We start from the raw sequence: 24,902 nt of genomic DNA, 5'->3' as shown, positions 1-24,902 counted from the left end.
GTTACGTTCAAGGCACGAACTTAATTACTTATCAAGAATATGTCATTGCGAGGAGGAACGACGAAGCAATCTCCTCGCGTGCCTCTGCTGTTGAGGAGATTGCCACGCTGCGCTCGCAATGACATATCTTGAATAAACATCATGCAAACTTAAGTTTAGTTGTTTTAGTCCTATATTTACAATAATCTAATCTTATTACATCACATGAAAAACCTGCTGTTTATACCCTTGCTATTTTTGACCCTGAACCTAAGTGCTCAAATAAAAAAGAAAATTGTTCATAAAGATTTAATCTTTACGCCATTAACCGCCACGCCTGCACCCAAAGCCACCGCCACAATAAAAGGGAATGTTAAAAATTTTGGCGATAAATTTTGGGAATTGGCTATAACCGGCGATTTGACCAATTACTCCGTAACTATACCTGTTGATAAGGACGGTAACTTTAGCAAAAGCATTAGTATTGACGGTGAAACCGAGGATATATACCTGTATCTTAATGACGACGCTATTACCATATGTGCCCAAAAAAATGATACTATACTGGTAAACTGGGACAATAAGGATTTTAAGAACACGTTCCGCGTTTCATCGCCACAACCGCGCATTAATACCAGGTTACAGACCATGATGTCTGTTTATGACCATTGCCGTAAAGAGTTGATGGATCTGATGCAATCTATGTATACCGATAAAGCTCCCGATTCAGTGAAATATGAAAAAATAAATAATTTGTACAACAAGGAGATGATGATAGCGGCTGTACATCTTGACCAGCCTGAAAGCCAGAAACTGATCACCGATGTATATTATAAATATGCCAGCCTGCTAAGTGATCAGCGGTTATTATCGAGGTTTGATTTGAAAATTAAAGATACCAGCGCTGTAGGTAAAGTGATGAACGTACAATTTGCTCCCGGAACTTATCGCACCGAATCGGAATATGCATACAGGAACAGTAATGCCTATAAAAGCTTTCTTTTTAATTATATCCGTTTTAATAAGGCATTAAATGGTGTAACTATCCAGGGAACAGATTGGGATAAAAAGCTGTTGACTTCTGTACCGGCATGGAATGAATATTATATGGGTATGGCTAATTTTCGCTTGCCTGAGGTTCGGGATTGGTTTGTTACCAAGGACATAGAACTGGCATTTGAGTTTTATCCATTTAACGATGCAAGTGATATTTACAAGGATTTTATGACCAAGGTTAAAACCCCGCGATATGTGGATACCTTGAAACAATTTTATAAAACAGTACAGCAGCTGAAACCGGGTAACCCCGCGCCCGATTTTAGTTTAAAGAATGATAAAGGCGAAACGGTATCCCTAAAAAGTTTACGGGGCAAGGTTGTTTACATTGATTTTTGGGGAGTAGGCTGTGGCCCATGCGTGTACGAAATACAAAACACCACCAAGCCCCTCCATGAAAAGTATAAGGATAAAAATGTGGTATTCCTGAATGTTTGTGTAGACTCTGACGAGAGAACCGGGAAAAATAGCCTGACCTCGTTAAAAGTAAGCGGCACAAACCTCATTGCCGAAGGCTGGACACGAAATCCGGTTTGTCAAAAATATAATATAACAGGCATCCCGCATTATGTCACTATTGGTACCGATGGTAAAATAGTGAACAATAACGCCGCAAGGCCATCGCAAGGTGACGTGCTCACCCAGGAACTGGATAAGGCTTTGGCTAACAGATAAAAAGAAAAGGGGGGGGTAAATCCCCCCTTTTCTTTTTAAATACTTGTAGTGCTGTTATACTGTTGAACCAGGTTCCTGATCCGCTTAAAGCTAAATTTATTTTCGGCGGTGTATTGCGCATAAACCGCGTTGTTGTCGCTGATCAGCGAGGTAAATTCTCCCTTACGCTGTTTTTTGGATTTGGACATGAATACATCGTCGGTTTTTAAAGGTCTGGCTACATCGGAGCCTTTGGCAACATACCACTTAGTAAGGGTGGTAACGGTATTGTTAACATAAACTTCGGTAACTTCTTCGTACAGGCTTATTTTTCCGGTTTCCAAAACAAGCAGGAATTCAGGTTTGGTTTTGCCTTCTTTGATAACAGCTCTATATAGTGTTTCCTTTTTGCTGATATAATATTCCTTGATCTCTTCAGGCTTGATCTTTACAGACGGACCATTGGTACTTGTTTTATAATTGCCATCGCCACAGGTTATTAAGGGGATCTTGATGGTACAGGGTATCGAATCGCCCTGGGTGGTAATCACGTAGTCCTGGCTTTGCGCTTTTACTCCTAATGTAAATAAGGTAGCCGCTAAGCAGATGGCTACTTTTTTCAAAAGAGTTTTCATAGTACTGTGAGGTTAATGTAAAGACAAAGTTATTACATGTTTAACCTCATAGTGTTATATGAATGCCATCTTTTAACTGGATCGATGGGGGATTTAACAAGGGGGTAATAAAAGCAAAGCGCTGCTATTGCTGGTCAAACTTCAATTTCAACAGATCCTCGGGTACATCAACCGCGTAAGTTTCCAGTTCGGTTTCGGCAACTTTAATGCGGTAACCGTTCTCTATCCAGCGTAGCTGCTCCAGGCTTTCGGCTTTTTCCAGTGAAGATACAGGCAATTCGGTGATCTGCTGTAAGATATCGGCGCGGTAACCGTATATGCCGATGTGTTTAAAAAAAGTATAAAATTCCAGCCAGTTTTCGGGTTCTTGTCCGCGGATGTGCGGCAGGGCCGAGCGTGAAAAATAAACCGCTTCAGATAGTTTGTTGACTACTACTTTAGGCGAGTTGTTGTTAAATAGCTCCTCTTCGGTTTTGATCCTTTTGATCAGTGTAGCCAATTGCGTGATTTTGTCGGTAAAGCAGGCGGTTAGTTTGGTGATCTGCTCCGGATCGATAAATGGCTCATCGCCCTGTATATTGATGATCACTTCATATTCCGGGTGCAGCAAGGCCACTTCGGCACAACGGTCGGTTCCGCTTTGATGGTCAGATCCGGTCATCACGGCTACCCCGCCAAAAGCCTGTACATGACTAAATATGCGGTCGTCATCAGTAGCTACAACAACCTCGCTTAAGCTGGTACATTTTTTGGCCTGCTCATAAACCCGCTGTATCATGCTTTTACCACCAATATCAATCAGTGGCTTACCCGGGAAACGGGAAGATGCATAACGGGCGGGGATGATACCTAATACTTTCATTTTTTAATTACAATGGTTTTAAAAGCTTGTAAGGCAAGGTACTGATCTTGTTTTGAAAGATTGTTGGCCGACATTTGAAAGTTTAACGTTGATAATCTGCTTTGATAATAAACGCCTGTCATTCCTTTTGACGGAATCTTTGACCAGATTGTTTTGACGATATGTTCTTTGGTACTATCTACTTTAATATTAACGCTTTTTATTTCCTCAGGGAGCTCAATAGGGATATAAATAGTACTGTCTTTATAAGTCAGATCAGCGATATAATCAGCTTTAGGATATTTGGCCTTTTGCTTCGCTGTGGGAATATGGATTTTTTTTTGAGCCTTCCCGTCAGGAATTTGATTGTTTGCATAGGTAACACCGGATTTGCAAAAGTAACATTGACGTAACCAATCATTTCCCTTTAAATACTCTTGTTCTGTTGATATGAGGCGATTGGCATAGCCCATGCTGCTAAAATCAAAAGATAGGGATACGCCAGATCCTTTTATTTCACCAACGAAAGAATCCCTGCCTTGTTGTTTTTGGTATTTCCAGTTTGGAGGAATTGATATTTTGAAAGCCCCCAAGTCAAGGTCCTGCCAGCCATTTGCATTTAACTTGGGCTCATTATTTACTTTCGGCTTGCACCCAAACAAAAGTGGCAATAAAGCAATAACGAGTAATTTTTTCATATTGAACGTATAGCATTAAACGTACAACGTCCTAAAACAGCCCGTTAATTTCGCGCTCGATCAGTTGAACAATGGTGGCCATGTCTTCGGTATTGTTGGCAAAATCAAGGTTGTCTTTATCCAATATCAATAATTTGCCCAACTTATAGTTCCTGATCCATTTTTCATACTTCTCGTTCAGTTTAGAGAGGTAATCCAGGCGAATACCTATTTCATATTCCCGACCGCGGCGTTGTATATTACTCACCAGGGTAGGTACAGATGCTTTGAGGTAAACCAGCAGATCAGGTGGTTTAATGAACTCGGTAATATTATCAAATATAGACTGATAGTTTTCGTAGTCGCGGGTGGTCATCAGGCCCATATCATGCAGGTTTTCGGCAAAAATATAGGCATCCTCATAAATGGTACGATCCTGCAGAATGTTGCGCCCGCTTTTTTGTATGTCCACTATCTGGCGGTAACGGCTGTTCAGGAAATAGATCTGGAGGTTAAAGCTCCAGCGTTTCATATCGCTGTAAAAATCTTCGAGGTAGGGATTGTTATCAACAGCTTCAAACAGCGGTTCCCATCCATAGTTCCGGGCCAGCATTTCGGTGAGGGTAGTTTTGCCCGCTCCTATGTTTCCTACAATAGCTATGTGCATATATTAATTGTTCATGGTTGATAGTTCATAGATCATAGCTCACAATTGGTGGTTTTTTCTGAATTTTTAAAATCCAATTACAAGCTATAAGCCGATCCTAATATACATCATGAACTATGAACTATCAACTATCGGCTACTCAAAATTTCCTAAAACCTATAATTTCTCTTACCTCGCGTATGGTTTTTGAAGCGCTTTCCCGGGCTTTATCGGCACCATGCTGGGCTACTTTACTCAGGTAAGCGGCGTCACCGGCAATGGCATTGATACGGTCGCGGATAGGGGCTGTGGCGATGATCATATCTTCGGCCAGTTGCTTTTTCAGATCGCCGTAACGGATGCTGCAGGTATTATACAAGTTATTGAAATGAGTCAGTGTATCGGCCGATGAAACAACTTTCATCAGGTCGAACAAATTCTGGATCTCCTGGGGTTTGGTTTGATTTTCTGTGGTCGGGCCACCATCAGTTACCGCGCGCATTACTTTTTTGCGGATAGCTTCAGGGGTATCACCCAGGAAAATAGCATTGCCTTCGCCTTCTGATTTGCCCATTTTTCCTTTACCGTCAAGTCCCGGAATTTTTACCAGGTTGTCGCTGTAATTAAAAGCGTAAGGCTCGGGGAAATAATCGTGATTGTACAACCTGTTAAAGCGGTTGCCAAAAGTGCGGGCCATTTCCAGGTGTTGTTCCTGATCTTTACCAACAGGTACTTTAGTGGCTTTATGAATGATGATATCGGCAGCCATCAATACCGGATAGGTAAGCAGACCGGCATTTACGTTATCGGGATTGGCGCGGACTTTATCTTTAAAAGAGGTGGCACGTTCCAGCTCGCCGAGGTAGGCGTTCATATTGAGATACAAGTATAGTTCGGCTATCTCCGGTACGTCTGATTGTACGTAGATAGTTGCTTTATCCGGATCGATACCGGCAGCCAGGTATTCAACCAAAACCTGCTTTACGTTGGTATGCAGATCGGCTGGGGTAGGGTGCGTAGTTAATGAGTGGAGGTCGGCGATAAAAAAAAAGCAGTTATATTCCGACTGCATTTTTATAAAATTTTGCAGCGCTCCGTAGTAATTTCCTAAGTGCAGATTTCCGGTTGAACGGATGCCACTAACAACAGTTTCCATAGGTTGCGAAAGTAAGGAATTTTTCTATTTTTGATGCTGATGAAAATGATATTGAAAAAAGTGCATATCTACCTGTATGTGCTCAGTGTGGCATTATCTTATTTTATATTCTGGCCGTTTTTTTACTATTGCTCGCGAAAACCCGAGCGTTACCGGAACCTGAACCGCTTACGAAGGTTCTGGGGCTTAGTCAGTTCGGCCGCGGTAGGCTTCTTTTACCGTTTTGAATTTGAAGAACCTGTTGACTGGAGCAAAACCTATATTGTATGCGCTAATCATACCTCTAACCTGGATATTGCAGCCATGTGCTCATTGGTAAATAATAACTGTAGCTTTATGGGTAAACAGGAGCTGGAAGATGGCCTGGTGACCGGTCTGTTCTTCCGTTCGGTTGATATCCCGGTGAACCGGGAAAGTAAAATGTCGTCATTCCGGGCTTTCAAAAAGGCAGCCGAAAAATTACAGAGCGGTATAACCATGATCATTTTTCCCGAAGGCAAAATAGCTGATGATTACCCACCACAATTACAGGAGTTTAAAAATGGGCCTTTCCGGCTGGCCATTGAGTTAAAAATACCCATTATCCCGGTAAGCTCATCCAATACCTGGCAAATGCTCTGGGATACCGGACTGCAATACGGCAGTAAGCCAGGTGTTTGCGATTTTTATGTGCATAAACCCATTGATACCAACAACCTAACTGTTGACGATGCCGACATGCTACGCGACAGGGTTTATGACCTGATGCAACAGAAACTTAACGAGCAACAACAGTTAGTGATGGTTTAGCCTGTGGTGATTGAGTATTTTTTCTAATTTTGGTCGCCATGAAATCAATAATAAAAAGAATACATACACAGTTTTACAAGACCAGTGTTACATTCTTTTTTATCCTTTGTTTCCCAATTCTGTACCTGCTTAGTAAAAGACCAAAGCTTTATAAATACATCAATAAATTCAGGCAGATAATTGCCCTGATAAGCTCGGCATGCTCAGGTATATTTTATCGGGCCACCTATGAGGCGCCTATTGACTGGAACAAAACTTATGTAATATGCCCTAACCATACTTCAAACCTTGACGTATTGGCTATCAGCACCAATTTACATAATAATCATTGTTTTATGGCCAAAGAAGAACTGAAAGCTTATTTTGTGCTAAACTTTTTTTTTAAAACAATAGATATTACGGTTAACCGCGAAAGCAAAATATCATCATTCAGAGCATTTAAAGTGGCAGCCGAAAGGTTAAAGAATGGCGTGAGTGTAGTGATATTTCCAGAAGGTACCATTCCTGATACTTATCCGCCTGCTTTACACGCATTTAAGAATGGGCCTTTCAGGCTGGCTATTGAAATGAAGGTACCCATCATCCCTATTACATCGCTGGATACCTGGAAAGTGCTTTGGAATAGCGGAAAGGAATTTGGCAGCAGACCCGGAATTTGTGATATATTTGTACATAAACCCATTGAAACGGCCCATTTAACTTTAGATGATGCCGATGCGTTGCGCGATGAGGTTTACGCTATTATTAAACAAAAATTGCTACAGGCATGACCATTGATAAAGAAACAGTTGAAAAAGTTGCCCACCTGGCCCGTTTAGAACTTAACGAAACAGAAAAGCAGGAAATGATAAAGGATATGAGCAAGATCCTTGACTTTATGGCGAAACTGAATGAACTGGATACAACCGGTGTTGAGCCCCTGGTTTACATGACCGGCGATGCCAATGTTTTGCGCGATGATGTGGTAAAACAAAGGATAACCCATGAGGAAGCGCTGCAAAACGCCCCAAAACACGATGAAAACTACTTTCTGGTTGCCAAAGTGATTGAAAAATAAGTTAGGAAGTCTTGAGTCATAAGTTTTGAGTGTTTGTGATAGAAAGATTTTCTGACTTATTACTCATAGCTTAAGACTAAAAACTAAAACCGCTGTAACAATTATAACCTTACCTTAGTCCAAACGAAAAATATATATGGAGCCATTGAATACTGACAAACCATTAATAATCATTAAAGATATCGGGCGTAAGTACGTGATCGGCTCCGAAGTGATCCACGCGCTTAAATCAGTTACCCTGAATATTAATAAAGGTGAGTTTGTAGCATTGATGGGCCCCTCAGGTTCTGGCAAATCAACATTGATGAATATCCTGGGTTGCCTGGATACGCCGTCAAAAGGCGAATATATCCTGAATGGTATTAATGTAAGCCACATGACCGATAATGAACTGGCCGAAGTGCGTAACTCCGAGATCGGTTTCGTTTTCCAGACATTTAACCTACTACCGCGTAATACCGCGCTTGATAATGTGGCATTGCCATTAATTTATGCCGGCGTTAATAAAGAAAACCGCACAGAGCGGGCTACCAACGCGCTTAAAAATGTGGGCTTGGGCAATCGTATTGATCATAAACCCAATGAATTATCGGGCGGACAGCGCCAGCGTGTAGCTGTGGCTCGTGCCTTGATCAACAATCCATCTATTATTTTGGCCGATGAGCCTACAGGTAACCTGGATACTAAAACATCCATTGAAATAATGGGTCTGATAGAAGACATCCACGCCAAAGGCAACACCATCATCTTAGTAACCCACGAAGAGGATATAGCCAAACACGCTCACCGTATTGTGCGTATGCGCGATGGCCTGATTGAAAATGATTATGCCAATACCGAGATCCAAACCGTAAGCCGCAAGGTAGAGGAGGTGTAGAAATGATACAGGACTTTTAGGTACAGGAATCAAGAAAATCCAATCATCCGTGAAACATTTACAAACAGGAAGCTTTTACGGACAAACTAATCAAACCATCCGTTTGAAAGGGATTACTTTAACCGATACGGAATACACGCATGATAAGGTAGATTGGCATTATCACGAAAACGCCTACTTCACATTTATATTAGCCGGCAATGTTATTGAAGGCAACAAGAAAGAAATTTACAATTGCTCGGCCGGTAGCTTGCTGTTTCATAATTGGCAGGACCCGCATTACAATATAAAACCCAAAGGCTTTACACGCGGCTTCCACATCGAGCTGCAAAAAAACTGGTTTGATGGCTTTGACCTTCAGCAGGATAAAATTCAGGGCAGTTTCACGATCAATGATCCGGATGTTAAATTCTTGTTATACCGGCTCTTTAAGGAATCAAAAATTGACGATGAAGTAACCGCCCTTGCTGTTGAAGCGCTGTTGTTGCAAACACTGGTCAAAATGCAGGTTGGCAAATTAAGTCCGCCACAGCAGGTGCCGCTTTGGGCCAAAAAATTAAAGGAGATCCTGGCAGATGAGTTTACTCAAAAGCATACACTTGATCATCTGTCGGCTCAATTGCAAATTCACCCGGTTCATCTTTCCCGTGACTTTTCAAAATATTTTAACTGTAACCTGGGCGAGTATATCAGGAAGTTAAGGGTCGAAAGATCGTTCTCCTTGTTGCATGATCATCATCTGTCGTTAACCGATATTGCTTTTCGATGCGGTTTTGCAGACCAGAGCCATTTTTTACGCAGCTTTAAGCAGTTTAGCGACGGCAATCCATCGGCCTACCGTAAACTGCTTACGCGGGCATGTTAATTCTGTTCTATTTTGTGTGAGTTTATCCATGCAGCTTTGCATATATCATATCATAAAAAGATGAAACGCTATATACTTTTTATCCTAACCTTCATTACTGTTACCACATCATCATTTGCGCAAACCAGCAATATTACCCAGCCCGAGTTGCTCACTTTGCCCGTCTACAAAGGCAATGTGGGGAAAGTTGTTTTTCTGGCCGATACCATCAATTTAACAAGGTTAAAACAAACCGACCTGCTTAATCAATTTGAAGCAAAGCCTCAAAATAATCTGTATATGAGGTTTTTTATAGCCAATTCCTTAACCAATTATCAACACCAACTCAATTCCTCTTTAAGCGTTGAGGATTCAAATAAAGGGAACTTTCAGTTTACTTTTTATGTAGATGGTCGGCAGATATACCAGGAAAATCTGAACAAAGGGGCTAATTTACCTGCCACTAAAAATACTAAAACAACTATAAGTGTCCCATTGATCAGTAACCGTGGCGAAGATTCCTGGGGAAGGGGACTTTGGTACCGCTTTACAGCCAGGGGCGGCGATGACGCGTTGATAACGGGTGAGCATTTATTGAAAATAGAGGTGCGGCCGTATATCAATATCCCGGATTTAAAGGTTGGCGAAATAATTGCCAGTGGAGAGCTTCGGTTTATCGTTCCTCCGCCTGATACAAAGGCCGTCCAGGTACAGGCTATAAAACCCAATAGCGGCTGGCAGGTTTCCAGCGAACCCTTTGATCAAAGCAAGATCATGGAAATGAATGGCTTAATAGCTCAAAACAAGCTGAAAGATATTACCAGTATCGTGGTCATTAAAAATGGAAAGCTCCTGATTGAGGAATATTTTAATGGCAGCTCGCGCGATTCATTGCATGATCCACGCTCGGTTGGCAAAACTTTCGCCTCGGCTATGATGGGGATTGCTATTCATGATGGATTTATTAAAAGTGAAAACCAAACGCTAAAAGATTTTTACGACCTCAAAAAGTTTAACAACTACTCGCCCCGGAAAGAAGGCATTACCCTGAAAAGCCTGCTCACCATGAGCTCCATATTTGATGGGGATGATAACGATAGCGATTCGCCGGGGAACGAGGAAAATATGTACCCAACGCCTGATTGGGCAAAATTTACGCTTGATCTTTGGGTAGATAGTACTAAAACCGGAGGCAAGCAGTGGAATTATTTTACGGCAGGTGCTATGCTTTTGGGTGATATCATTAATAAAGTTGCTCCAGGAGGACTGGAAAAATACGCGGATGAGAAGTTATTTATACCACTGGGAATAACAAAGTATCAGTGGCCGTATTCCCCACAACACATTCCCAGTACCGCAGGCGGATTGCAGCTGCGTTCATTGGATTATGGCAAATTTGGGCAGCTATACAAAAACAATGGGAGATGGAATGGCAAACAGATCATTCCTGAAAGCTGGGTAAAACAATCGTTTACCAAGTATCTTACCCTGCCAAAAGATGTGGTAGGCGAGGGGTATTACGGCTATCTGTTCTGGAATAAGACTTACACAGTGAATAATAAATCATACGAAACTTTTTATTGCTCGGGTAACGGGGGCAACAAAATATTTGTTTTTACCGATGTGCCATTGGTGGTGATTGTTACCGCTACCGCGTATAACAAGCCCTACGCGCATCCACAGGTTGATAAAATGATGCAGCAGTATATTTTACCGGCGGTGTTAAAGTAGGTTACGCCAGAATTGAGGGTAAGAAATTATATCTCAAAAAAGTATGTCATTGCGAGGAGGCACGACGAAGACAACCGACCAAAGGGAGTTCATTAATACCGTTAAAAACAAATACAACATTAATAATCTCGTAGCTATTCCGTCTACGCCACGCTAATCTCGCGGGAGCGGTGAGACTTCAAATAATCATAAGCAGGGACGCTTAAATGAGCCAATAAGTCGGTTTACATAAATTTATTGAATTTTATCATAATAAATTGATAATCAATTAGGTAATTCAATGTTAACCGTAAAAAGTGTAAACCATGTAAACCCACTTTTACAATGCCCATTCAAGCGTGAACGCCTGAATGGGCTAAGAAGCCCCCATGTCATTTCGAACGAACAGTAATGGGCGAAACGGGAGGGTGAGGAGAAATCTTCTGCTCAATGCTGTCCGTTATAGCAAATTGTATAAGATTTCTCCTCGTACCTCGTTCGAAATGACATCTTATTCCGAGCCTGAAGTAGGCCTATTTAGCCTCCTGTCGCCTTAATTTTCCCGTATCAACCCACCACCAGAACCATTTACCACCCGATGCCTGTGTGGGGTTAAAACTACTTACATCAAAACTTCCGCTGCCTGTTGCTGTCCCTTGTATTTCATAAACATGGATGGCCTGTTGGTTATTATTCCAGGTTAAAGGTTTGCCTGGCTCGCATGTTTCGGGTGATTTTTGGTTATTTGTAAGTAAAAAATAGGCCTTACTGGTACCCATAACTACCGCATGACCAGTTTCGTCAACGCAAACCGCGGTATGCTCATCAGCCGCTATGCCGTTGGCAAATAAGTGCCAGTCTTTAACAATACGGCTTAAAAAGGCCACATGGCGGCCCTGCCTGTCGCGGGTGATATAGTGTTGATCAGTAATTACCGATTGAAGGAAGGGGGCATGCAGCAAATCGTCATGATATAATTTTACCAACGGATTGTAGGGGTTAGCCAGGGCCTGCTCGGCGGTAACGCTGGCATTTTCGCCGCTATAATAGATGCCACCCATAATAGCACAGCCTGCGCTGGTGCCGCCAACTGGTGCATGTTTTACATTGAGCAGGTAATTGATGGCATCCATAGTTTTGGTGCCCCGCCAAAAATTCATGTAGTTGGATTGGTCGCCACCGGCTATAAAAAGCATTTCGGCATTGCGGATGATATAGGCAACCGTATCATTATTGGCCAAAGCCCTTGAATCAATTTTAAGGGTCTCCACCGAATTTACCTTACCCAGTCCATTAATATAGGGGTTGTAGCCATCTTTACCCGACGCCCGGATAATCACCACGTCGCCACCGCCGCTGCGGTCTATCATCCATTTAAAAGCCTCGTCAACATCCCTGCCGCCACCTATCATCACCAGGCCGGCTTTAACTGGGGTATTTACGTTAGCGGTATCGCCTATAATGCCTATCGAGGCCGGTCGACCCGGAATATGTTTATCTTTTTTAACCGTATCAGGCAAAGCAGCAGCCCATGTCGTAAGGCTAAAGCTTAACAAGGTAATTATAGAAAGAAAAAAACGCATGTGTAAATATAAGCTTAATACTTATAAGGTTCCATTTTACCGCATGAGCAGGCGCAGTTGGCATCGGTGATACCCAATTTCTTTAAAAAGAACTGGTAAAAGCCAATACGATCATTCATGCTGTACATGTTTTCGCCTTTGTTGCATTCTACTTCACCGTTCACAATATTGATGGTCATGCCAAAGCCGGGTGTGCGACCTTTTGCTTTATCAGTAGCATTGGGTTGCCATTTGCCCGTCATTACATCATGTGCCGATGGTTTATGCGTTTCGGGGGTCATCCAGAAATAAATGGCTGCTTTAAAAGCCACTACCGGATCGGTCTCCACCATATCGGGGTTGTTCAATAAAATTTTGGCATCACCAAATATACAAGTAGAGGCCAGACCGTAATTGCCATTATAGCTTAACTGCATAGGACCGCGGCCATAATACTTTTTGCCTGCAACCGGTGGATATTCATCACTCTCGGCTATGTAACTTAAAGAGGTATTGCTTTCATGAATCAGCATCAGCCCGTCGGTATAAGTAGCATTTACACCGTGGCGGGTTTCGTGGGCTATATGCGCGAAGAATGCTGCCAGCTCTTTTTTATTGGCTTCAGCGCTAAATTGGGTCCCGAAGTTGCCGTAATCTACCGTAAAAGTGCTGTCGGGTTTCTTTTTGGCCCATTCCTCGTTCCAGTCGCCATCTTGTCTTACAGTACTCGTCTTGCCGGTACTTTTATCGGTACGTATGTATTGATATACGGAGGTGGCCCTGCGGGTAACCTTTATTTTTATCTCGCCTAATTCGTTAGCAGCTTTTATAAAAGCCGCATAACTATAAAATTTATCGCGTTGCGGAAAAAGCTCATTGAATTGTTGTTCGCTGATGAGTGTTGATATAGATGCCGTTTTTTGGGGAGCTGTTGCTGTAGCCGGTGCTTTGGAACTATTACTGTTACCACAGCTAAAAGCTGATACTACTAATGCGGCAAAGGGTATAATTACGAATTTTGATGATATGATCGATCTCATAGTTAGTAGTTTTATAGTTCATGGATAATAGTTCATGGATCATAGTTCATGATTCACAGCTGAATTTCTTAAAACGTCGTAAAGTGACTTTTCAACTATGAACTATGATCTATGAACCATCAACTAAATGCAAGTTTAAGCCTATCATTTAAAAATTTACACTTTATTAGCAAAAATTATACTACAAGTGGTATCAATACAAAATATATACACGTATATTGAACTTAAAGGATAAATGCTGCCGGATAAAATATGAAGATATATACTAAAACAGGCGATAAGGGGTTTACATCATTAATAGGAGGAACCCGGGTAGCCAAACACCATATACGGATTGAGAGCTATGGAACGGTTGACGAGCTAAATTCCTATATTGGTCTTATTCGCGATCAGGATATTACTGAGCATGATAAGGACATATTGAAGCAGATACAGGACAGATTGTTTACTATAGGCTCCTCATTAGCTGCTGATCCGGAAAGATCAAAAATGGTAATACCCGACCTGTATATGACCGATGTGGAGCTACTGGAGCAGGAAATGGATGCTATGAACGAAAAATTGCCTGAATTACGTCATTTTATTTTGCCGGGCGGAAATAATACCATTTCGTTTTGCCATATTGCAAGATGTATTTGCCGACGGGCCGAAAGGATAACCGTTCATTTAGCCGAAGAAAGCCCGGTTGATGAAAAAGTGAACATTTATCTGAACAGATTGAGCGATTACCTGTTCACTTTAGCACGTAAGATTGCAAATGAGCATAAAATACCTGAAAATCAATGGATACCTCGCATATGAAAAATGTGAAAAAAAATGTTGATTTTCCAATTGAAAATATTATACTTTTGCGAAAAAGTTAATTTACTGAATTAAATATAAATAGAGAAACATGTATTGGACACTTGAACTAGCATCTCACCTTGAAGATGCGCCCTGGCCCGCAACAAAGGATGAATTAATTGATTATGCTATCCGTTCAGGAGCTCCTGTTGAGGTTATTGAAAACCTGCAGGCGCTGGAAGACGATGGTGAACCGTATGAAAATATCGAAGAAATATGGCCGGATTACCCGACAAAAGACGATTTCTTTTTTAACGAAGACGAATATTAACAGCATTAAAAGCCCTCTTATGGAGGGTTTTTTTATGAACTCTGCTTTTTGGAATGATTTTAGTAATATGCCTTTCATATTTATCACTTAAAACATATCAAAAATGAGAGGTTTATTGTACATTATCGCCGTTATCCTGGTAATAGGATGGATATTTGGATTTTTCTTTGGTCACGCTACCGGACTGATCCACATTTTATTGGTTATAGCTATTATCGCTGTACTTTTAGGAATTATCCGCAGGGCATAGCAATTACCTGCTCATGCAATTAAAAATTTTAAGCCAATGACCTCAGGTCGTTGGCTTTTTGTTTAAAAGCAGTTCGGCTATGGCTATGTCTTCGGGAAAAGTAATCTTGATGTTTTGATGGCTGCCTTCGGTAAGGTGTATTTCAACCCCATCCTGTTCAACCACGCTGGCATCGTCGGTGAAATGTTCGCTATAGGGTTGTTGGTAGGCTTTTTTTAATAAGCTTATTTTAAAAGTTTGCGGGGTTTGTATCAGGTAGATTTGATCTCTTAATAAGCTTACAGACCTGCTATTGACCAGCTGCCTTACCGAATCACGGCTTTTAACGGCCGTTACCGCATTGCCATGTTTCTGGGCGTATTGGTATGAGGTTTCGATAATATGATTGCTGGTAAGCGGTCGTACGGCATCATGAATGGCTACCAGGGTGTTATCGTCAGCCGATATCAGGTCAAGTCCGTTCCTGACAGAATGAAAACGAGTTTCGCCGCCTGTTACTAAAGTGTGGGGTGTATCAAATTGATGGGTATGGCAAAGCTCTTTCCAATAATCATGATAGGCCGCTGGTAGAACTAAAATAATGTCAGGTTTTATGGCCGATTGGGTGAAAGCCTGTATAGTATGCATCAGAACAGGCAGTCCATTAAGCGATAAAAACTGCTTAGGAACCACTGATTGCATCCTGGTACCAGTACCACCTGCCACTATAACGGCGTAGTATTTTTTAGATGTGGGGTATGAGATGTGAGCTATAAGATTTTGATCGTCCATAAAAAATATTACCCAAATCTAAAGCAAAAAAAATGAGATACAAGAAAGTCTTGTATCTCAAATATCCTATCTAAAGTGTAAGCTTAGATGATCAGCATGGCATCGCCATAGCTGTAAAAACGATATTTTTCTTTAACGGCAACTTCGTAAGCGTTCATTACATGCTCATAGCCGCCAAATGCCGATACCATCATCAACAAGGTCGACTCTGGTGTGTGGAAGTTGGTGATCATGCTGTTGGCAATGCTGAAATCATACGGCGGGAAAATGAATTTGCTTGTCCAGTCGTTAGCGGCTTTCAATGTTTTACCAGCAGATACTGCTGATTCAATGGCACGCATAGAAGTTGTACCTACCGCGCAAATACGTTTTTTACGCTCGATACCGCGGTTTACGATATCAGCTTGTTTTTGCTCAATGATAAATTGCTCTGAGTCCATTTTGTGCTTGGTCAGGTCCTCCACCTCAACCGGGCGGAAAGTTCCTAAACCCACATGCAGGGTAACTTCGGCAAAATCAACACCTTTTAATTCCAGGCGTTTCATTAACTCACGGCTAAAGTGCAAGCCGGCAGTAGGGGCGGCAACAGCGCCTTCGTGCTTGGCAAAAATGGTTTGGTAACGCTCTTTATCTTCGGCGGTAGCTTTACGTTTGATGTATTTTGGCAGTGGTGTTTCACCCAGGATCTCCACGTTTCTGCGGAATTCCTCGTCTGTACCATCAAATAAGAAACGGATAGTACGGCCACGTGAAGTGGTGTTATCTACAACTTCGGCAATCAACAGGTCGTCATCACCAAAGTATAATTTGTTACCTACGCGTATTTTACGGGCCGGATCAACCAGCACATCCCATAAACGAAGTTCTTTATTGAGTTCGCGTAATAAAAACACTTCAATTGTAGCGCCTGTTTTTTCTTTATTACCATACAAACGTGCAGGAAATACTTTGGTGTTATTCAGGATCATGACATCCTGATCATCAAAATAATCCAGTACATCTTTAAATATTTTATGCTCAATTTTTCCTGAATCTTTGTGTAAAACCATTAAACGGGCTTCGTCGCGGGTGGCAGAGGGGTTGTGTGCTACTAATGATTCGGGTAAATTGAATTTGAATTGAGATAATTTCATGCTTGTATTTATGAATTTTCAGGGCGCAAATGTATGAATTTTTTTTGTTAATGTCACCGATTTTTTTATGAACAACATGGTTTGCATATTATTCAGTTTATATATAAAAAGAATGTAACTTAACAGCTGTAATATCGTCTAAAAAACGAAATATTCCATACTGGTATATTTTACAAAAATATTCTGCTGCCATAGTTTGTAAACCTGTGTGGTAGAATGATTAACCATCGAGATCAAAATAAGTTGTATGCTATTTTTAAAACTTTTCAGAGAAAGCTTTTTATTCGCTTATGATGCGCTAAGACAAAATAAACTGCGCACTATGCTTTCCTTGCTTGGGGTAACAATAGGCATATTTACGATCATCGCGGTTTTTTCGGCTGTTGATACCTTGCGCAATAACCTGCAAAAGAGTGTCGATAAGTTGGGTAATAACAGTATTTATGTTCAAAAATGGCCTTGGGTTGGGGGCAGCGATTTTCCCTGGTGGAAATATTTACAGCGCCCGGTACCTAAATTGCGCAATTTTGATGAGTTGCAGCGCCGAAGCCAAACCGCCGAAGCCTTATCATACGAAATATCCATAGATAACCGCACCATTAAATATAAGAGCAACACGGTTGAAGGCGCCCAGATAGATGCAGCCTCAAAAGATCATGACAAAACCTGGAACTTTGACTTTGCGAACGGCAGGTATTTTACCGAAATGGAATCAAAAACAGGAGCGCCTGTAGTTAATATAGGTTTTGATATAGCCGAAAACCTGTTTCCGGCGGGCGATGCTGTGGGTAAGCAGATCAAAGTACTGAACCGTTATGTAACGGTGGTTGGTGTGTTTTCAAAACAAGGGAAAGACATGCTGGGCATATCTACAGATAAAGAGGTTTTATTACCCCTTAATTTTGCTCATAATTTGATTGATGTACAAAATGAAAAATATAACCCGCAAATTATCGTAAGGGGTAAAACGGGTATCCCGGTTGATGATGTGGAGAGTGAGCTGAGAGGTTTGATGCGTTCCATCATGAGTTTGCGGCCCGGACAGGAAGATAACTTTTCACTCAATCGCACCACGATGCTTACTAACGCTTTGGACGATCTTTTCAGCATCGTTAATAAAGGGGGCTTTATTATTGGTTTGTTCTCGATGCTGGTGGGTGGTTTTGGTATAGCTAACATCATGTTTGTATCGGTAAAAGAACGTACCAATATTATAGGTATCCAGAAATCACTAGGTGCTAAAAATTATTTCATACTGCTTCAGTTTTTGATCGAATCCATTGTGCTTTGCTTGTTGGGTGGTTTGGTTGGGCTTTTACTGGTGTATTTCTCAACCTTCGGGGTCAAGGCGCTGTTTGATGTGCAGGTGGTACTTGATATCAATAATATTATAAAAGGCTTAGGTTTTTCTTTGGGAATAGGTGTAATTTCGGGTATTATTCCGGCGTATTCCGCTTCGAGGCTTGATCCTGTGGAAGCCATACGCACAAATTAATACCCATATGAAGATCAATCTTTTTAATAGCGCCCTATTTGCAGGCCTCATTGTTGCCTTAGCCGCATGTAAACAAACCAACAAACCGGCAGAAGTAACAGCAATCAAATCAGATAGTACTAAAACTATCGTAGCCAAAGTAGCTGATACCTCCAATACAGCCGATGTATTTAATAATTATATAGGTCTTAAAAATCAGTTCCTGAAATCGAACATAAAGGGCATTAAAAGTACTGCCGCTATGTTGGAGGATAAACTGGCCGGTATTAAAGGTTGTACTGAAACCGCTATGCTTGCTCATCAAATAGCAACAGGTGATGATATCAAAGCGCAGCGCGACGCGTTTTTGATATTGAGTAAAGATGTCATCGGTCTTATAAAAGGCGCTAAATTTAAATCAGCCCCAATATATGTTGATTTTTGCCCCATGGCCGATAATGGTAAAGGCGGCTATTGGCTATCGGTAAATAAAGCCATCGAAAATCCATACTTCCCCGAGCACATGAAAACCTGCGGACAGGTTAAAGAGCAGATCAATTAAGCCGGCAGGTTTTTTTATTGATGTGTCCCCGCTTTGTAAATAATGTTTTTTTAACGAATAATTGATGTCTTGTAATTAGCAAAACTGGGTTTAATTAATAGATTTGCACATAAAATTTACAAAACAGTAAATGATCTGGAGGGTTATAATACACAGATTTAATTACATTTGTTACAACAATTATATTCTATGTCGGATACAGCACAACTAAAGATTGGTGATAAAACATTTGACCTCCCGGTGATTGAGGGTACAGAAGGTGAAAAAGCTATTGATATTTCAAAACTCCGGGATCAAAGCGGTTACGTAACGCTGGATATCGGCTATAAAAATACAGGTGCTACCAAAAGTGCCATCACTTTTTTAGATGGAGAAAAAGGCATATTAAAATATCGTGGTTACCCGATTGAGCAACTGGCCGAGAATGCTAGCTTCATCGAAGTAGCTTATCTGCTTATTTACGGCGAATTGCCAAGTGAACAACAGCTTACCGATTTTCAATACCAAATAAGCCGCCATACGTTGGTTCATGAGGATATGAAGAAGTTTTTTGATGGTTTTCCGTCAAAATCTCATCCAATGGGTCAGCTTTCATCGCTGATTGGCGCTTTGGCTGCTTTCAATCCTGAATCATTAAAGCAAGGTCTTTCGACCGAGGAAGTTAACCTGGAGATTATAAAACTGCTGGCTAAAATGAGCACGGTAGTATCCTGGATTTACAAAAAATCATTAGGCCATCCGGTTGTATATCCTCAAAATAAATTCGACTATGTAACCAACTTCCTGTACATGACGTTTGCGGAACGTACAGAAGATTATAAGGTGGATAGGGTTGTAGTTGATGTAATGAATAAATTACTGATACTGCATGCCGATCACGAGCAAAACTGCTCAACTTCAACAGTACGCATTGTAGGTTCGTCCGATGCTAACCTGTACGCTTCAATTTCTGCTGGTATATCTGCATTATGGGGCCCGCTGCATGGTGGTGCTAACCAAGCGGTTATCGAGATGTTGGAGAAGATCAAGAACGATGGCGGCGATACCGATAAATGGATTGCCAAAGCAAAAGATAAAAATGATCCGTTCCGCCTGATGGGATTTGGTCACCGTGTGTACAAAAACTTCGACCCACGTGCCAAGATCATCAAAAAGGCTTGCGATGATATATTAGAGAAGTTAGGCATCAATGACGAAGTACTGGAAATAGCGAAAAAGCTGGAAGAAGTAGCTCTGAAAGATCCATACTTTGTAGAGCGTAAATTATACCCTAACGTTGATTTTTACTCAGGTATCATTTACCGTGCATTAGGTTTCCCAACCGAAATGTTCACCGTACTGTTTGCCCTGGGCCGTTTGCCGGGATGGATAGCGCAATGGAAAGAAATGAAAGAAAACAAGGAACCTATCGGTCGCCCACGTCAGATCTATACCGGCGATACTGACAGGGAATATGTTGATGTAAAAAAGAGATAGTTTTTTTGGTTCATGGATCATAGTTGATGGTTCATGGCATATTCATACTTAAAAAAATAGCGATGATTTGGTCATCGCTATTTTTTTAATAGCCGTAGACTATGAACTATGAACCATCAACCATGAACCAATGACCATAGAGGAAATATTAAAACAGTACTGGAACCACGATAGTTTCCGGCCTATGCAGGCCGAGATCATCAAATCTGTTTTATTAGGTCGCGATACTTTGGCTTTATTACCTACCGGTGGCGGTAAATCTGTTTGTTTCCAGGTGCCTGCTTTGGCTAAAGAGGGGATCTGTATCGTAGTATCGCCACTGATAGCGCTGATGAAAGACCAGGTGGAGAATCTGAAAGCAAAAGGGATCAACGCGGTATCCATTGTATCGGGCATGGGTTTGCGGGAGATAGATCTGGCGCTGGATAATTGCATTTATGGTTCGGTTAAGTTCCTGTACTTGTCGCCCGAGCGTTTGTTGTCTGAACTGGTGCGCGAGCGGATCCGGTATATGAAAGTAAACCTGATAGCTATTGACGAGGCGCATTGTATATCGCAATGGGGCTATGATTTCCGACCGCCATATCTGCACATTGCCGATCTGCGGGAATTGCACCCCACAGTGCCCGTATTAGCCCTTACAGCCACTGCTACGGCCGAAGTGAAACTCGACATCCAGCAGAAATTATTGTTCAAGGACGCGGTTATTTACCAGCAGAGCTTCGAACGCCGAAATATAAGCTATGTAGTGCAAAATGCTGAAAATAAGCTGCAAAAGATGCTGGATATTGCCCGTGGTGTTAAAGGCAGCGGCATTGTTTATGTACGCAGTCGCCGGGATGCTGCAGATATTGCCAAATATTATAATGAGAACGGTATAAAAGCCGATTACTATCATGCCGGCTTAGCCATGGATCAGCGGGCCGAGAAACAGGAAAGCTGGAAAAATAACCGTACCCGCATTATTGTAGCCACCAACGCTTTTGGAATGGGCATTGATAAACCCGACGTACGTTTTGTGATCCATAAGGATATGCCGGAAAGCCTGGAAGCCTACTACCAGGAAGGTGGCCGTGGCGGGCGCGATGAGCAAAAAGCCTACGCTATTTTACTATATACACATTCCGATAGACTAAGGCAGGAAAAAATGTTTGTGCTGAACTTTCCATCGGTGGAGGAGATCAAACATGTGTATCATTGTTTGGCCAATTACTACCAGCTGGCCTATGGCGCAGGCGAGGGGCTGAGTTTTGACCTTGACCTGGGCGAGTTTTGCAGCCGCTTTAAGCTGGATGCCGTTAAAACGCTCAACGCATTAAAATTTCTGGAAAAGGACGAATACCTCTCCTTCAACGAAAGCGTGTTTTTACCATCGCGTTTCCGGTTTGAGGTGGTAAATGAGGTATTGTATAACTTCCAGATACAGAATGCCGGGTGGGATCCTTTTATTAAAACCCTGCTGCGCTCCTACGGCGGTTCATTTGAAAATTACGTACGCTTAAAAGAATACGATCTGTCGCGGCGCACTAACTTAAACGTTCAGCAGGTGATAGATGGATTAATGCAGCTACAGGAGTTTGGGCTGATCAGCTATTTGCAGCAGACAGATCAACCCCAGGTAACTTATTTAAAGCCCCGCCAGCAGGCCGACCGCCTCTTTATCAACAAAAAGTACATAGAAGAACGCAAGGAGACCTATCGCCAGAAAATGGAAGCGGTGTTTGCTTACGCGACCGCCAAAAAATGTCGCAGCCAAATGTTGCTGGCCTATTTCGATGAAGCCAATGCCCGTAAATGCGGCGTTTGCGACGTTTGCCTGGAGGAGAAACGCCAAAAAAATGCCGACGAGATATTTGACAATATCACCCATGAAATTGTGCAACTGCTTGGCATATCCACCCCGGATATCGGCACACTGGTAAATACCATCAATGTTGGCACCGAAAAAGAAAAAATGGAAACCATCCGCCTGCTGTTGGATGCCGGCAAAATAAAAACCGACGGCGAAAAGTATTATCTGGCCTAAATAGTAGTAGGTTTTAAGTCCTGAGTTTTGCGTTTTGCGCGATTCGTTTTGCCCTCGGTCTGGCGGCATTTACCTCATCAATCCATAGACTTCCAAAATCGGCTCTTTTTCTTCACCATTTTCACCGACAACATTCTTTCATTTACCGACAAAAACCCGGCGTACAACTATTACAGGCCATATTGCTGTAACGTTTTTTTAGTGAGATCGTCATATTGGTGTATTTAAAATAACAATATTAATCAACTGACAATCAAAATATTAAAATCATGAAAACTTTAGCAATCACCCTTTTTACTGTAGCAGCTATAGTATTTGGAATTGGAAATCAAGCACAAGCCACTGTTAACACAAACAACAACAAAGGCATCGTTTTAACCGACATCACCAGGATCGATAAGATCGAAGTTTATGGTAACGTTCAGGTATATGTATCCAACGGCCCGGCCGATGAAGTAAAAGTTTACAACCGTTATTATGCCGAAAGCGCATTGGTACAAGCAAAGAACGGTGTGTTACGTATATCATCATATAACAAAGCCGAAAAGTTAGTGGTTTGGGTTACCGCCAAAGAACTTTCAGGCATCACTGCTTATGATAATGCTAACATCAGCTCATTCGGTAACCTGTCAGCCATTGAACTGGATGTGAAATTATACAACAACGCATCAGCCACTTTAAAATTAGATGCTTACAGTGCACGTGTTACTATGAACGATAAAGCCTGTGCCAACTTAAGCGGTACTGTTAATGAATATAGCTTAAACCGCAGCTATGGCTCAAGCGTAAATGGATCAAACCTGATAGCAGAGCACACCAACGAAGTGTTGAATGGTGTAAAAGTTAAAGCTGATGAGTATGCAGGTTTATAATCACCATCACAGCAGGCTAATCACCGAACAAAGCCACCTGAAGCCAGGTGGCTTTGTCTTTTTATATTATTTCCCTTCAGTTAGTTTTTGTATTACGTAAGGCGCTATCACTTTGCGGGCTCCCTCAGCATCTGGGTGCAGACCATCAGGTACATATTTCAAATATTCTTCTTTTCCTTTATCCAGTATGGCTTTCCAATGCGGATAATGATCTATCAGTAAAAGCTTTCGTTTTTTGGCAACCTCGCGGTAAAGATCGTAGTAAGTATTCAGCTCGGGCCTGTCAGTAGCATGTTTGTCGAGCGCTATGTCCATGGTTTGCAGGATGATCTCACAATTTGGGTTAAACAGTTTGATACGATCGATCATATAGTTCAGATTCAGTTCGGCCAGCTCCCTGCTGGTTTTGTAGTTCAGGAAAGCATCGTTCATACTAAATTCAATTAAAACAGCGTCGGGCTTTTTGCTGATCACACTGTCTTCCAGATGTTGCACACCCCAGGTCGACCACATAGCGCTTTTGGCAGCGTTATATACGGTTAAGTTGTTGTGGTACTTGTTGTTCAGATCGGTAGCTACAGAATCTACCCAGGCATGCCCGCCTGCGCCTGCGGTTAAGCTGGTACCATAAACAACCAGGATTTGTGGTTTGCCTGCCTGCAGATTTTTGACCAGCTGCGTTTGAGCCGAAGAGACGACAGAAAGTAAAGTGAGTGAAATGATTAACAGGTTTATTTTCATAGTGTTATAGTATGGGGCTAAAGATATAGATTCTTCATTTCAAGGGTATGATGGGTTCAGATATTTATCAAAACTGATTGGAATCAGCAACCCATTTCTTTTTAAACTCCGATGGATTTTGGCCTACCAGCTTGTTAAACAGCTTATTAAAATAACTCAAACTTTCAAAGCCAACAGCGTAGCAAGTTTCGGTGATGTTTTTATCCTGCATCAGTAAATTTTTAGCGCGTTCAATACGGTATTGGTTCACAAACTCGGTAAAGGTGATATTGGTTTGCCGTTTAAAATACCTGCAAAAGGCCGGTGTGGTGAGGTTTACTTTTGCTGCTACTATATTCACGTCGGGTTTTTGAGCATAGCTGGCATCTATGTATTCGTAAATAGCGCCCATCCTGATCTTGTCTTTCAGGATAAAATCCTTGCTGCTTTCGTCATTATTGAGCAGGGTATATTCCTTAGAATCAGCCAGTATCCGAAAGATGTTCATCAACTCCAGTAGCTGGTCGAAATTGCTTAAACTGCCGAAGTCCTTTAGTTTTTGTGCCACCAGTGCCCGGGTATCGCCATGAAAGGCAATGCCATATGCTGCGTTTTTAAATAGTTTATTAACCAGTTGAAATTCAGGCGCGTAATTGATGGCATCGCCCATGAAATCGGTTCGTAACTGCACCACTATCTGGTGATAATCGCTGCGCAGGCGATAATCAAAGTTGAGGTGAGGGAGGTTGGGCCCGATAAATACGAGGTCGCTTTGTGTGTAGCCTGAAATATGGGTGCCTACATGGCGGATTCCCGCGTCGGCCTCCACATACACCAGCTCCACCTCCGGGTGATAATGCCATAGAAAAGTGTTGCGTAACCGGGGCGAAAACAGTTTGAATGATTTTCCTGGTTCAAATTCTACACGCTCCAGTTGTATCTGGTTCATCTTGTATTGTATTATTTTTTATTATAAATATA

The 24,902-nt window shown here is 41.8% G+C and carries 26 protein-coding genes; 15 read left to right on the top strand and 11 right to left on the bottom strand.

From position 1 onward, the window contains the following. Positions 1-204 precede the first annotated feature (204 nt). Positions 205-1,710, top strand: a complete 1,506-nt coding sequence (locus AC57BQ_RS12310) for a TlpA family protein disulfide reductase (protein ID WP_496406562.1) — start codon at positions 205-207, stop codon at positions 1,708-1,710. A 35-nt stretch (positions 1,711-1,745) separates the two neighbouring features. On the opposite strand, the gene AC57BQ_RS12305 is transcribed toward AC57BQ_RS12310, so the two are convergent. The 5 genes from AC57BQ_RS12305 to trpS all read right to left on the bottom strand — a co-directional run bounded on the left by AC57BQ_RS12305 (position 1,746) and on the right by trpS (position 5,644). Next, a complete protein-coding gene (locus AC57BQ_RS12305; protein ID WP_496406561.1) occupies positions 1,746-2,324 on the bottom strand; it encodes a hypothetical protein in 579 nt (192 codons plus the stop codon). Between the two features lie 124 nt (positions 2,325-2,448). After that, entirely contained in the window at positions 2,449-3,186 is a 738-nt protein-coding gene (kdsB, locus tag AC57BQ_RS12300) for a 3-deoxy-manno-octulosonate cytidylyltransferase (RefSeq protein ID WP_496406560.1), read from the bottom strand. Beyond that, a complete protein-coding gene (locus AC57BQ_RS12295; RefSeq protein ID WP_496406559.1) occupies positions 3,183-3,863 on the bottom strand; it encodes a hypothetical protein in 681 nt (226 codons plus the stop codon). The genes kdsB and AC57BQ_RS12295 overlap by 4 nt, the downstream gene beginning before the upstream one ends. A 31-nt stretch (positions 3,864-3,894) precedes the next feature. Then, entirely contained in the window at positions 3,895-4,509 is a 615-nt protein-coding gene (locus AC57BQ_RS12290) for a deoxynucleoside kinase (RefSeq protein WP_496406558.1), read from the bottom strand. A gap of 139 nt (positions 4,510-4,648) precedes the next feature. Continuing rightward, positions 4,649-5,644 (bottom strand): tryptophan--tRNA ligase, encoded by a 996-nt coding sequence (trpS, locus tag AC57BQ_RS12285; RefSeq protein ID WP_496406557.1) that lies wholly within the window; start codon positions 5,642-5,644, stop codon positions 4,649-4,651. Between the two features lie 45 nt (positions 5,645-5,689). Here trpS and AC57BQ_RS12280 point away from each other — a divergent pair, with 45 nt between their 5' ends. The 6 genes from AC57BQ_RS12280 (at position 5,690) to AC57BQ_RS12255 (ending at position 10,942) form a co-directional block, all read left to right on the top strand. Then, entirely contained in the window at positions 5,690-6,433 is a 744-nt protein-coding gene (locus tag AC57BQ_RS12280) for a lysophospholipid acyltransferase family protein (RefSeq protein WP_496406556.1), read from the top strand. 38 nt (positions 6,434-6,471) lie between these two features. Continuing rightward, complete coding sequence (locus AC57BQ_RS12275; protein WP_496406555.1) at positions 6,472-7,203, top strand: lysophospholipid acyltransferase family protein; 732 nt, start codon at positions 6,472-6,474, stop codon at positions 7,201-7,203. Continuing rightward, positions 7,200-7,490, top strand: a complete 291-nt coding sequence (gene gatC, locus AC57BQ_RS12270) for an Asp-tRNA(Asn)/Glu-tRNA(Gln) amidotransferase subunit GatC (RefSeq protein WP_496406554.1) — start codon at positions 7,200-7,202, stop codon at positions 7,488-7,490. The genes AC57BQ_RS12275 and gatC overlap by 4 nt, the downstream gene beginning before the upstream one ends. 136 nt (positions 7,491-7,626) lie before the next feature. Next, entirely contained in the window at positions 7,627-8,367 is a 741-nt protein-coding gene (locus AC57BQ_RS12265; RefSeq protein WP_496406553.1) for an ABC transporter ATP-binding protein, read from the top strand. A 49-nt stretch (positions 8,368-8,416) separates the two neighbouring features. Further along, entirely contained in the window at positions 8,417-9,232 is an 816-nt protein-coding gene (locus AC57BQ_RS12260; RefSeq protein WP_496406552.1) for an AraC family transcriptional regulator, read from the top strand. 60 nt (positions 9,233-9,292) lie between these two features. Then, positions 9,293-10,942 (top strand): serine hydrolase domain-containing protein, encoded by a 1,650-nt coding sequence (locus AC57BQ_RS12255; protein WP_496406551.1) that lies wholly within the window; start codon positions 9,293-9,295, stop codon positions 10,940-10,942. A 512-nt stretch (positions 10,943-11,454) separates the two neighbouring features. Here AC57BQ_RS12255 and AC57BQ_RS12250 read toward each other — a convergent pair. Together AC57BQ_RS12250 and AC57BQ_RS12245 are read right to left on the bottom strand one after the other, a co-directional pair. Then, entirely contained in the window at positions 11,455-12,504 is a 1,050-nt protein-coding gene (locus tag AC57BQ_RS12250; protein WP_496406550.1) for a cyanophycinase, read from the bottom strand. 14 nt (positions 12,505-12,518) lie between these two features. Further along, entirely contained in the window at positions 12,519-13,523 is a 1,005-nt protein-coding gene (locus AC57BQ_RS12245) for a chitinase (RefSeq protein WP_496406549.1), read from the bottom strand. Between the two features lie 252 nt (positions 13,524-13,775). Between AC57BQ_RS12245 and AC57BQ_RS12240 the strand changes: the two genes are divergently transcribed. The 3 genes from AC57BQ_RS12240 (at position 13,776) to AC57BQ_RS12230 (ending at position 14,887) form a co-directional block, all read left to right on the top strand. After that, positions 13,776-14,324, top strand: coding sequence for a cob(I)yrinic acid a,c-diamide adenosyltransferase (locus AC57BQ_RS12240; RefSeq protein WP_496406548.1), 549 nt, complete (start codon positions 13,776-13,778; stop codon positions 14,322-14,324). Between the two features lie 91 nt (positions 14,325-14,415). Continuing rightward, the gene (locus AC57BQ_RS12235; RefSeq protein ID WP_002996718.1) at positions 14,416-14,637 is read left to right on the top strand and encodes a DUF2795 domain-containing protein; all 222 of its coding nucleotides are present in this window, start codon (positions 14,416-14,418) and stop codon (positions 14,635-14,637) included. A gap of 103 nt (positions 14,638-14,740) precedes the next feature. Then, positions 14,741-14,887 carry a lmo0937 family membrane protein gene (locus tag AC57BQ_RS12230; protein WP_143013900.1) on the top strand — a complete coding sequence of 49 codons (147 nt, stop codon included), beginning with the start codon at positions 14,741-14,743 and terminating at the stop codon, positions 14,885-14,887. Positions 14,888-14,929: 42 nt separating this feature from the next. On the opposite strand, the gene AC57BQ_RS12225 is transcribed toward AC57BQ_RS12230, so the two are convergent. Beyond that, positions 14,930-15,658 carry a 2-C-methyl-D-erythritol 4-phosphate cytidylyltransferase gene (locus tag AC57BQ_RS12225; RefSeq protein WP_496406547.1) on the bottom strand — a complete coding sequence of 243 codons (729 nt, stop codon included), beginning with the start codon at positions 15,656-15,658 and terminating at the stop codon, positions 14,930-14,932. Between the two features lie 83 nt (positions 15,659-15,741). Further along, positions 15,742-16,791 (bottom strand): tRNA preQ1(34) S-adenosylmethionine ribosyltransferase-isomerase QueA, encoded by a 1,050-nt coding sequence (queA, locus tag AC57BQ_RS12220; protein ID WP_090468721.1) that lies wholly within the window; start codon positions 16,789-16,791, stop codon positions 15,742-15,744. Positions 16,792-17,038: 247 nt separating this feature from the next. Here queA and AC57BQ_RS12215 point away from each other — a divergent pair, with 247 nt between their 5' ends. The 5 genes from AC57BQ_RS12215 (at position 17,039) to AC57BQ_RS12195 (ending at position 23,201) form a co-directional block, all read left to right on the top strand. After that, the gene (locus AC57BQ_RS12215) at positions 17,039-18,286 is read left to right on the top strand and encodes an ABC transporter permease (RefSeq protein ID WP_090468720.1); all 1,248 of its coding nucleotides are present in this window, start codon (positions 17,039-17,041) and stop codon (positions 18,284-18,286) included. A 7-nt stretch (positions 18,287-18,293) separates the two neighbouring features. Beyond that, the gene (locus tag AC57BQ_RS12210; RefSeq protein WP_496406546.1) at positions 18,294-18,827 is read left to right on the top strand and encodes a DUF3347 domain-containing protein; all 534 of its coding nucleotides are present in this window, start codon (positions 18,294-18,296) and stop codon (positions 18,825-18,827) included. A gap of 189 nt (positions 18,828-19,016) precedes the next feature. Beyond that, entirely contained in the window at positions 19,017-20,303 is a 1,287-nt protein-coding gene (locus AC57BQ_RS12205) for a citrate synthase (protein WP_090468716.1), read from the top strand. Positions 20,304-20,433: 130 nt separating this feature from the next. After that, positions 20,434-22,329: a RecQ family ATP-dependent DNA helicase gene (locus AC57BQ_RS12200; protein WP_496406545.1), complete on the top strand. Its 1,896-nt coding sequence runs from the start codon at positions 20,434-20,436 to the stop codon at positions 22,327-22,329. Between the two features lie 269 nt (positions 22,330-22,598). Then, a complete protein-coding gene (locus tag AC57BQ_RS12195) occupies positions 22,599-23,201 on the top strand; it encodes a GIN domain-containing protein (protein ID WP_496406544.1) in 603 nt (200 codons plus the stop codon). Positions 23,202-23,267: 66 nt separating this feature from the next. Here the strand turns inward: AC57BQ_RS12195 and AC57BQ_RS12190 are convergent, their stop codons facing one another. Together AC57BQ_RS12190 and AC57BQ_RS12185 are read right to left on the bottom strand one after the other, a co-directional pair. Then, positions 23,268-23,942, bottom strand: a complete 675-nt coding sequence (locus tag AC57BQ_RS12190; RefSeq protein ID WP_496406543.1) for an SGNH/GDSL hydrolase family protein — start codon at positions 23,940-23,942, stop codon at positions 23,268-23,270. Between the two features lie 67 nt (positions 23,943-24,009). After that, positions 24,010-24,870, bottom strand: a complete 861-nt coding sequence (locus tag AC57BQ_RS12185; protein WP_496406542.1) for a helix-turn-helix domain-containing protein — start codon at positions 24,868-24,870, stop codon at positions 24,010-24,012. Positions 24,871-24,902 lie beyond the last annotated feature (32 nt).

It is taken from the genome of Mucilaginibacter sp. BGA-UO-ETr-C110 (genome assembly GCF_059567985.1).
Note: the sequence above shows the minus strand (reverse complement) of the source record. Positions and strands in the feature narration are given on the sequence as shown.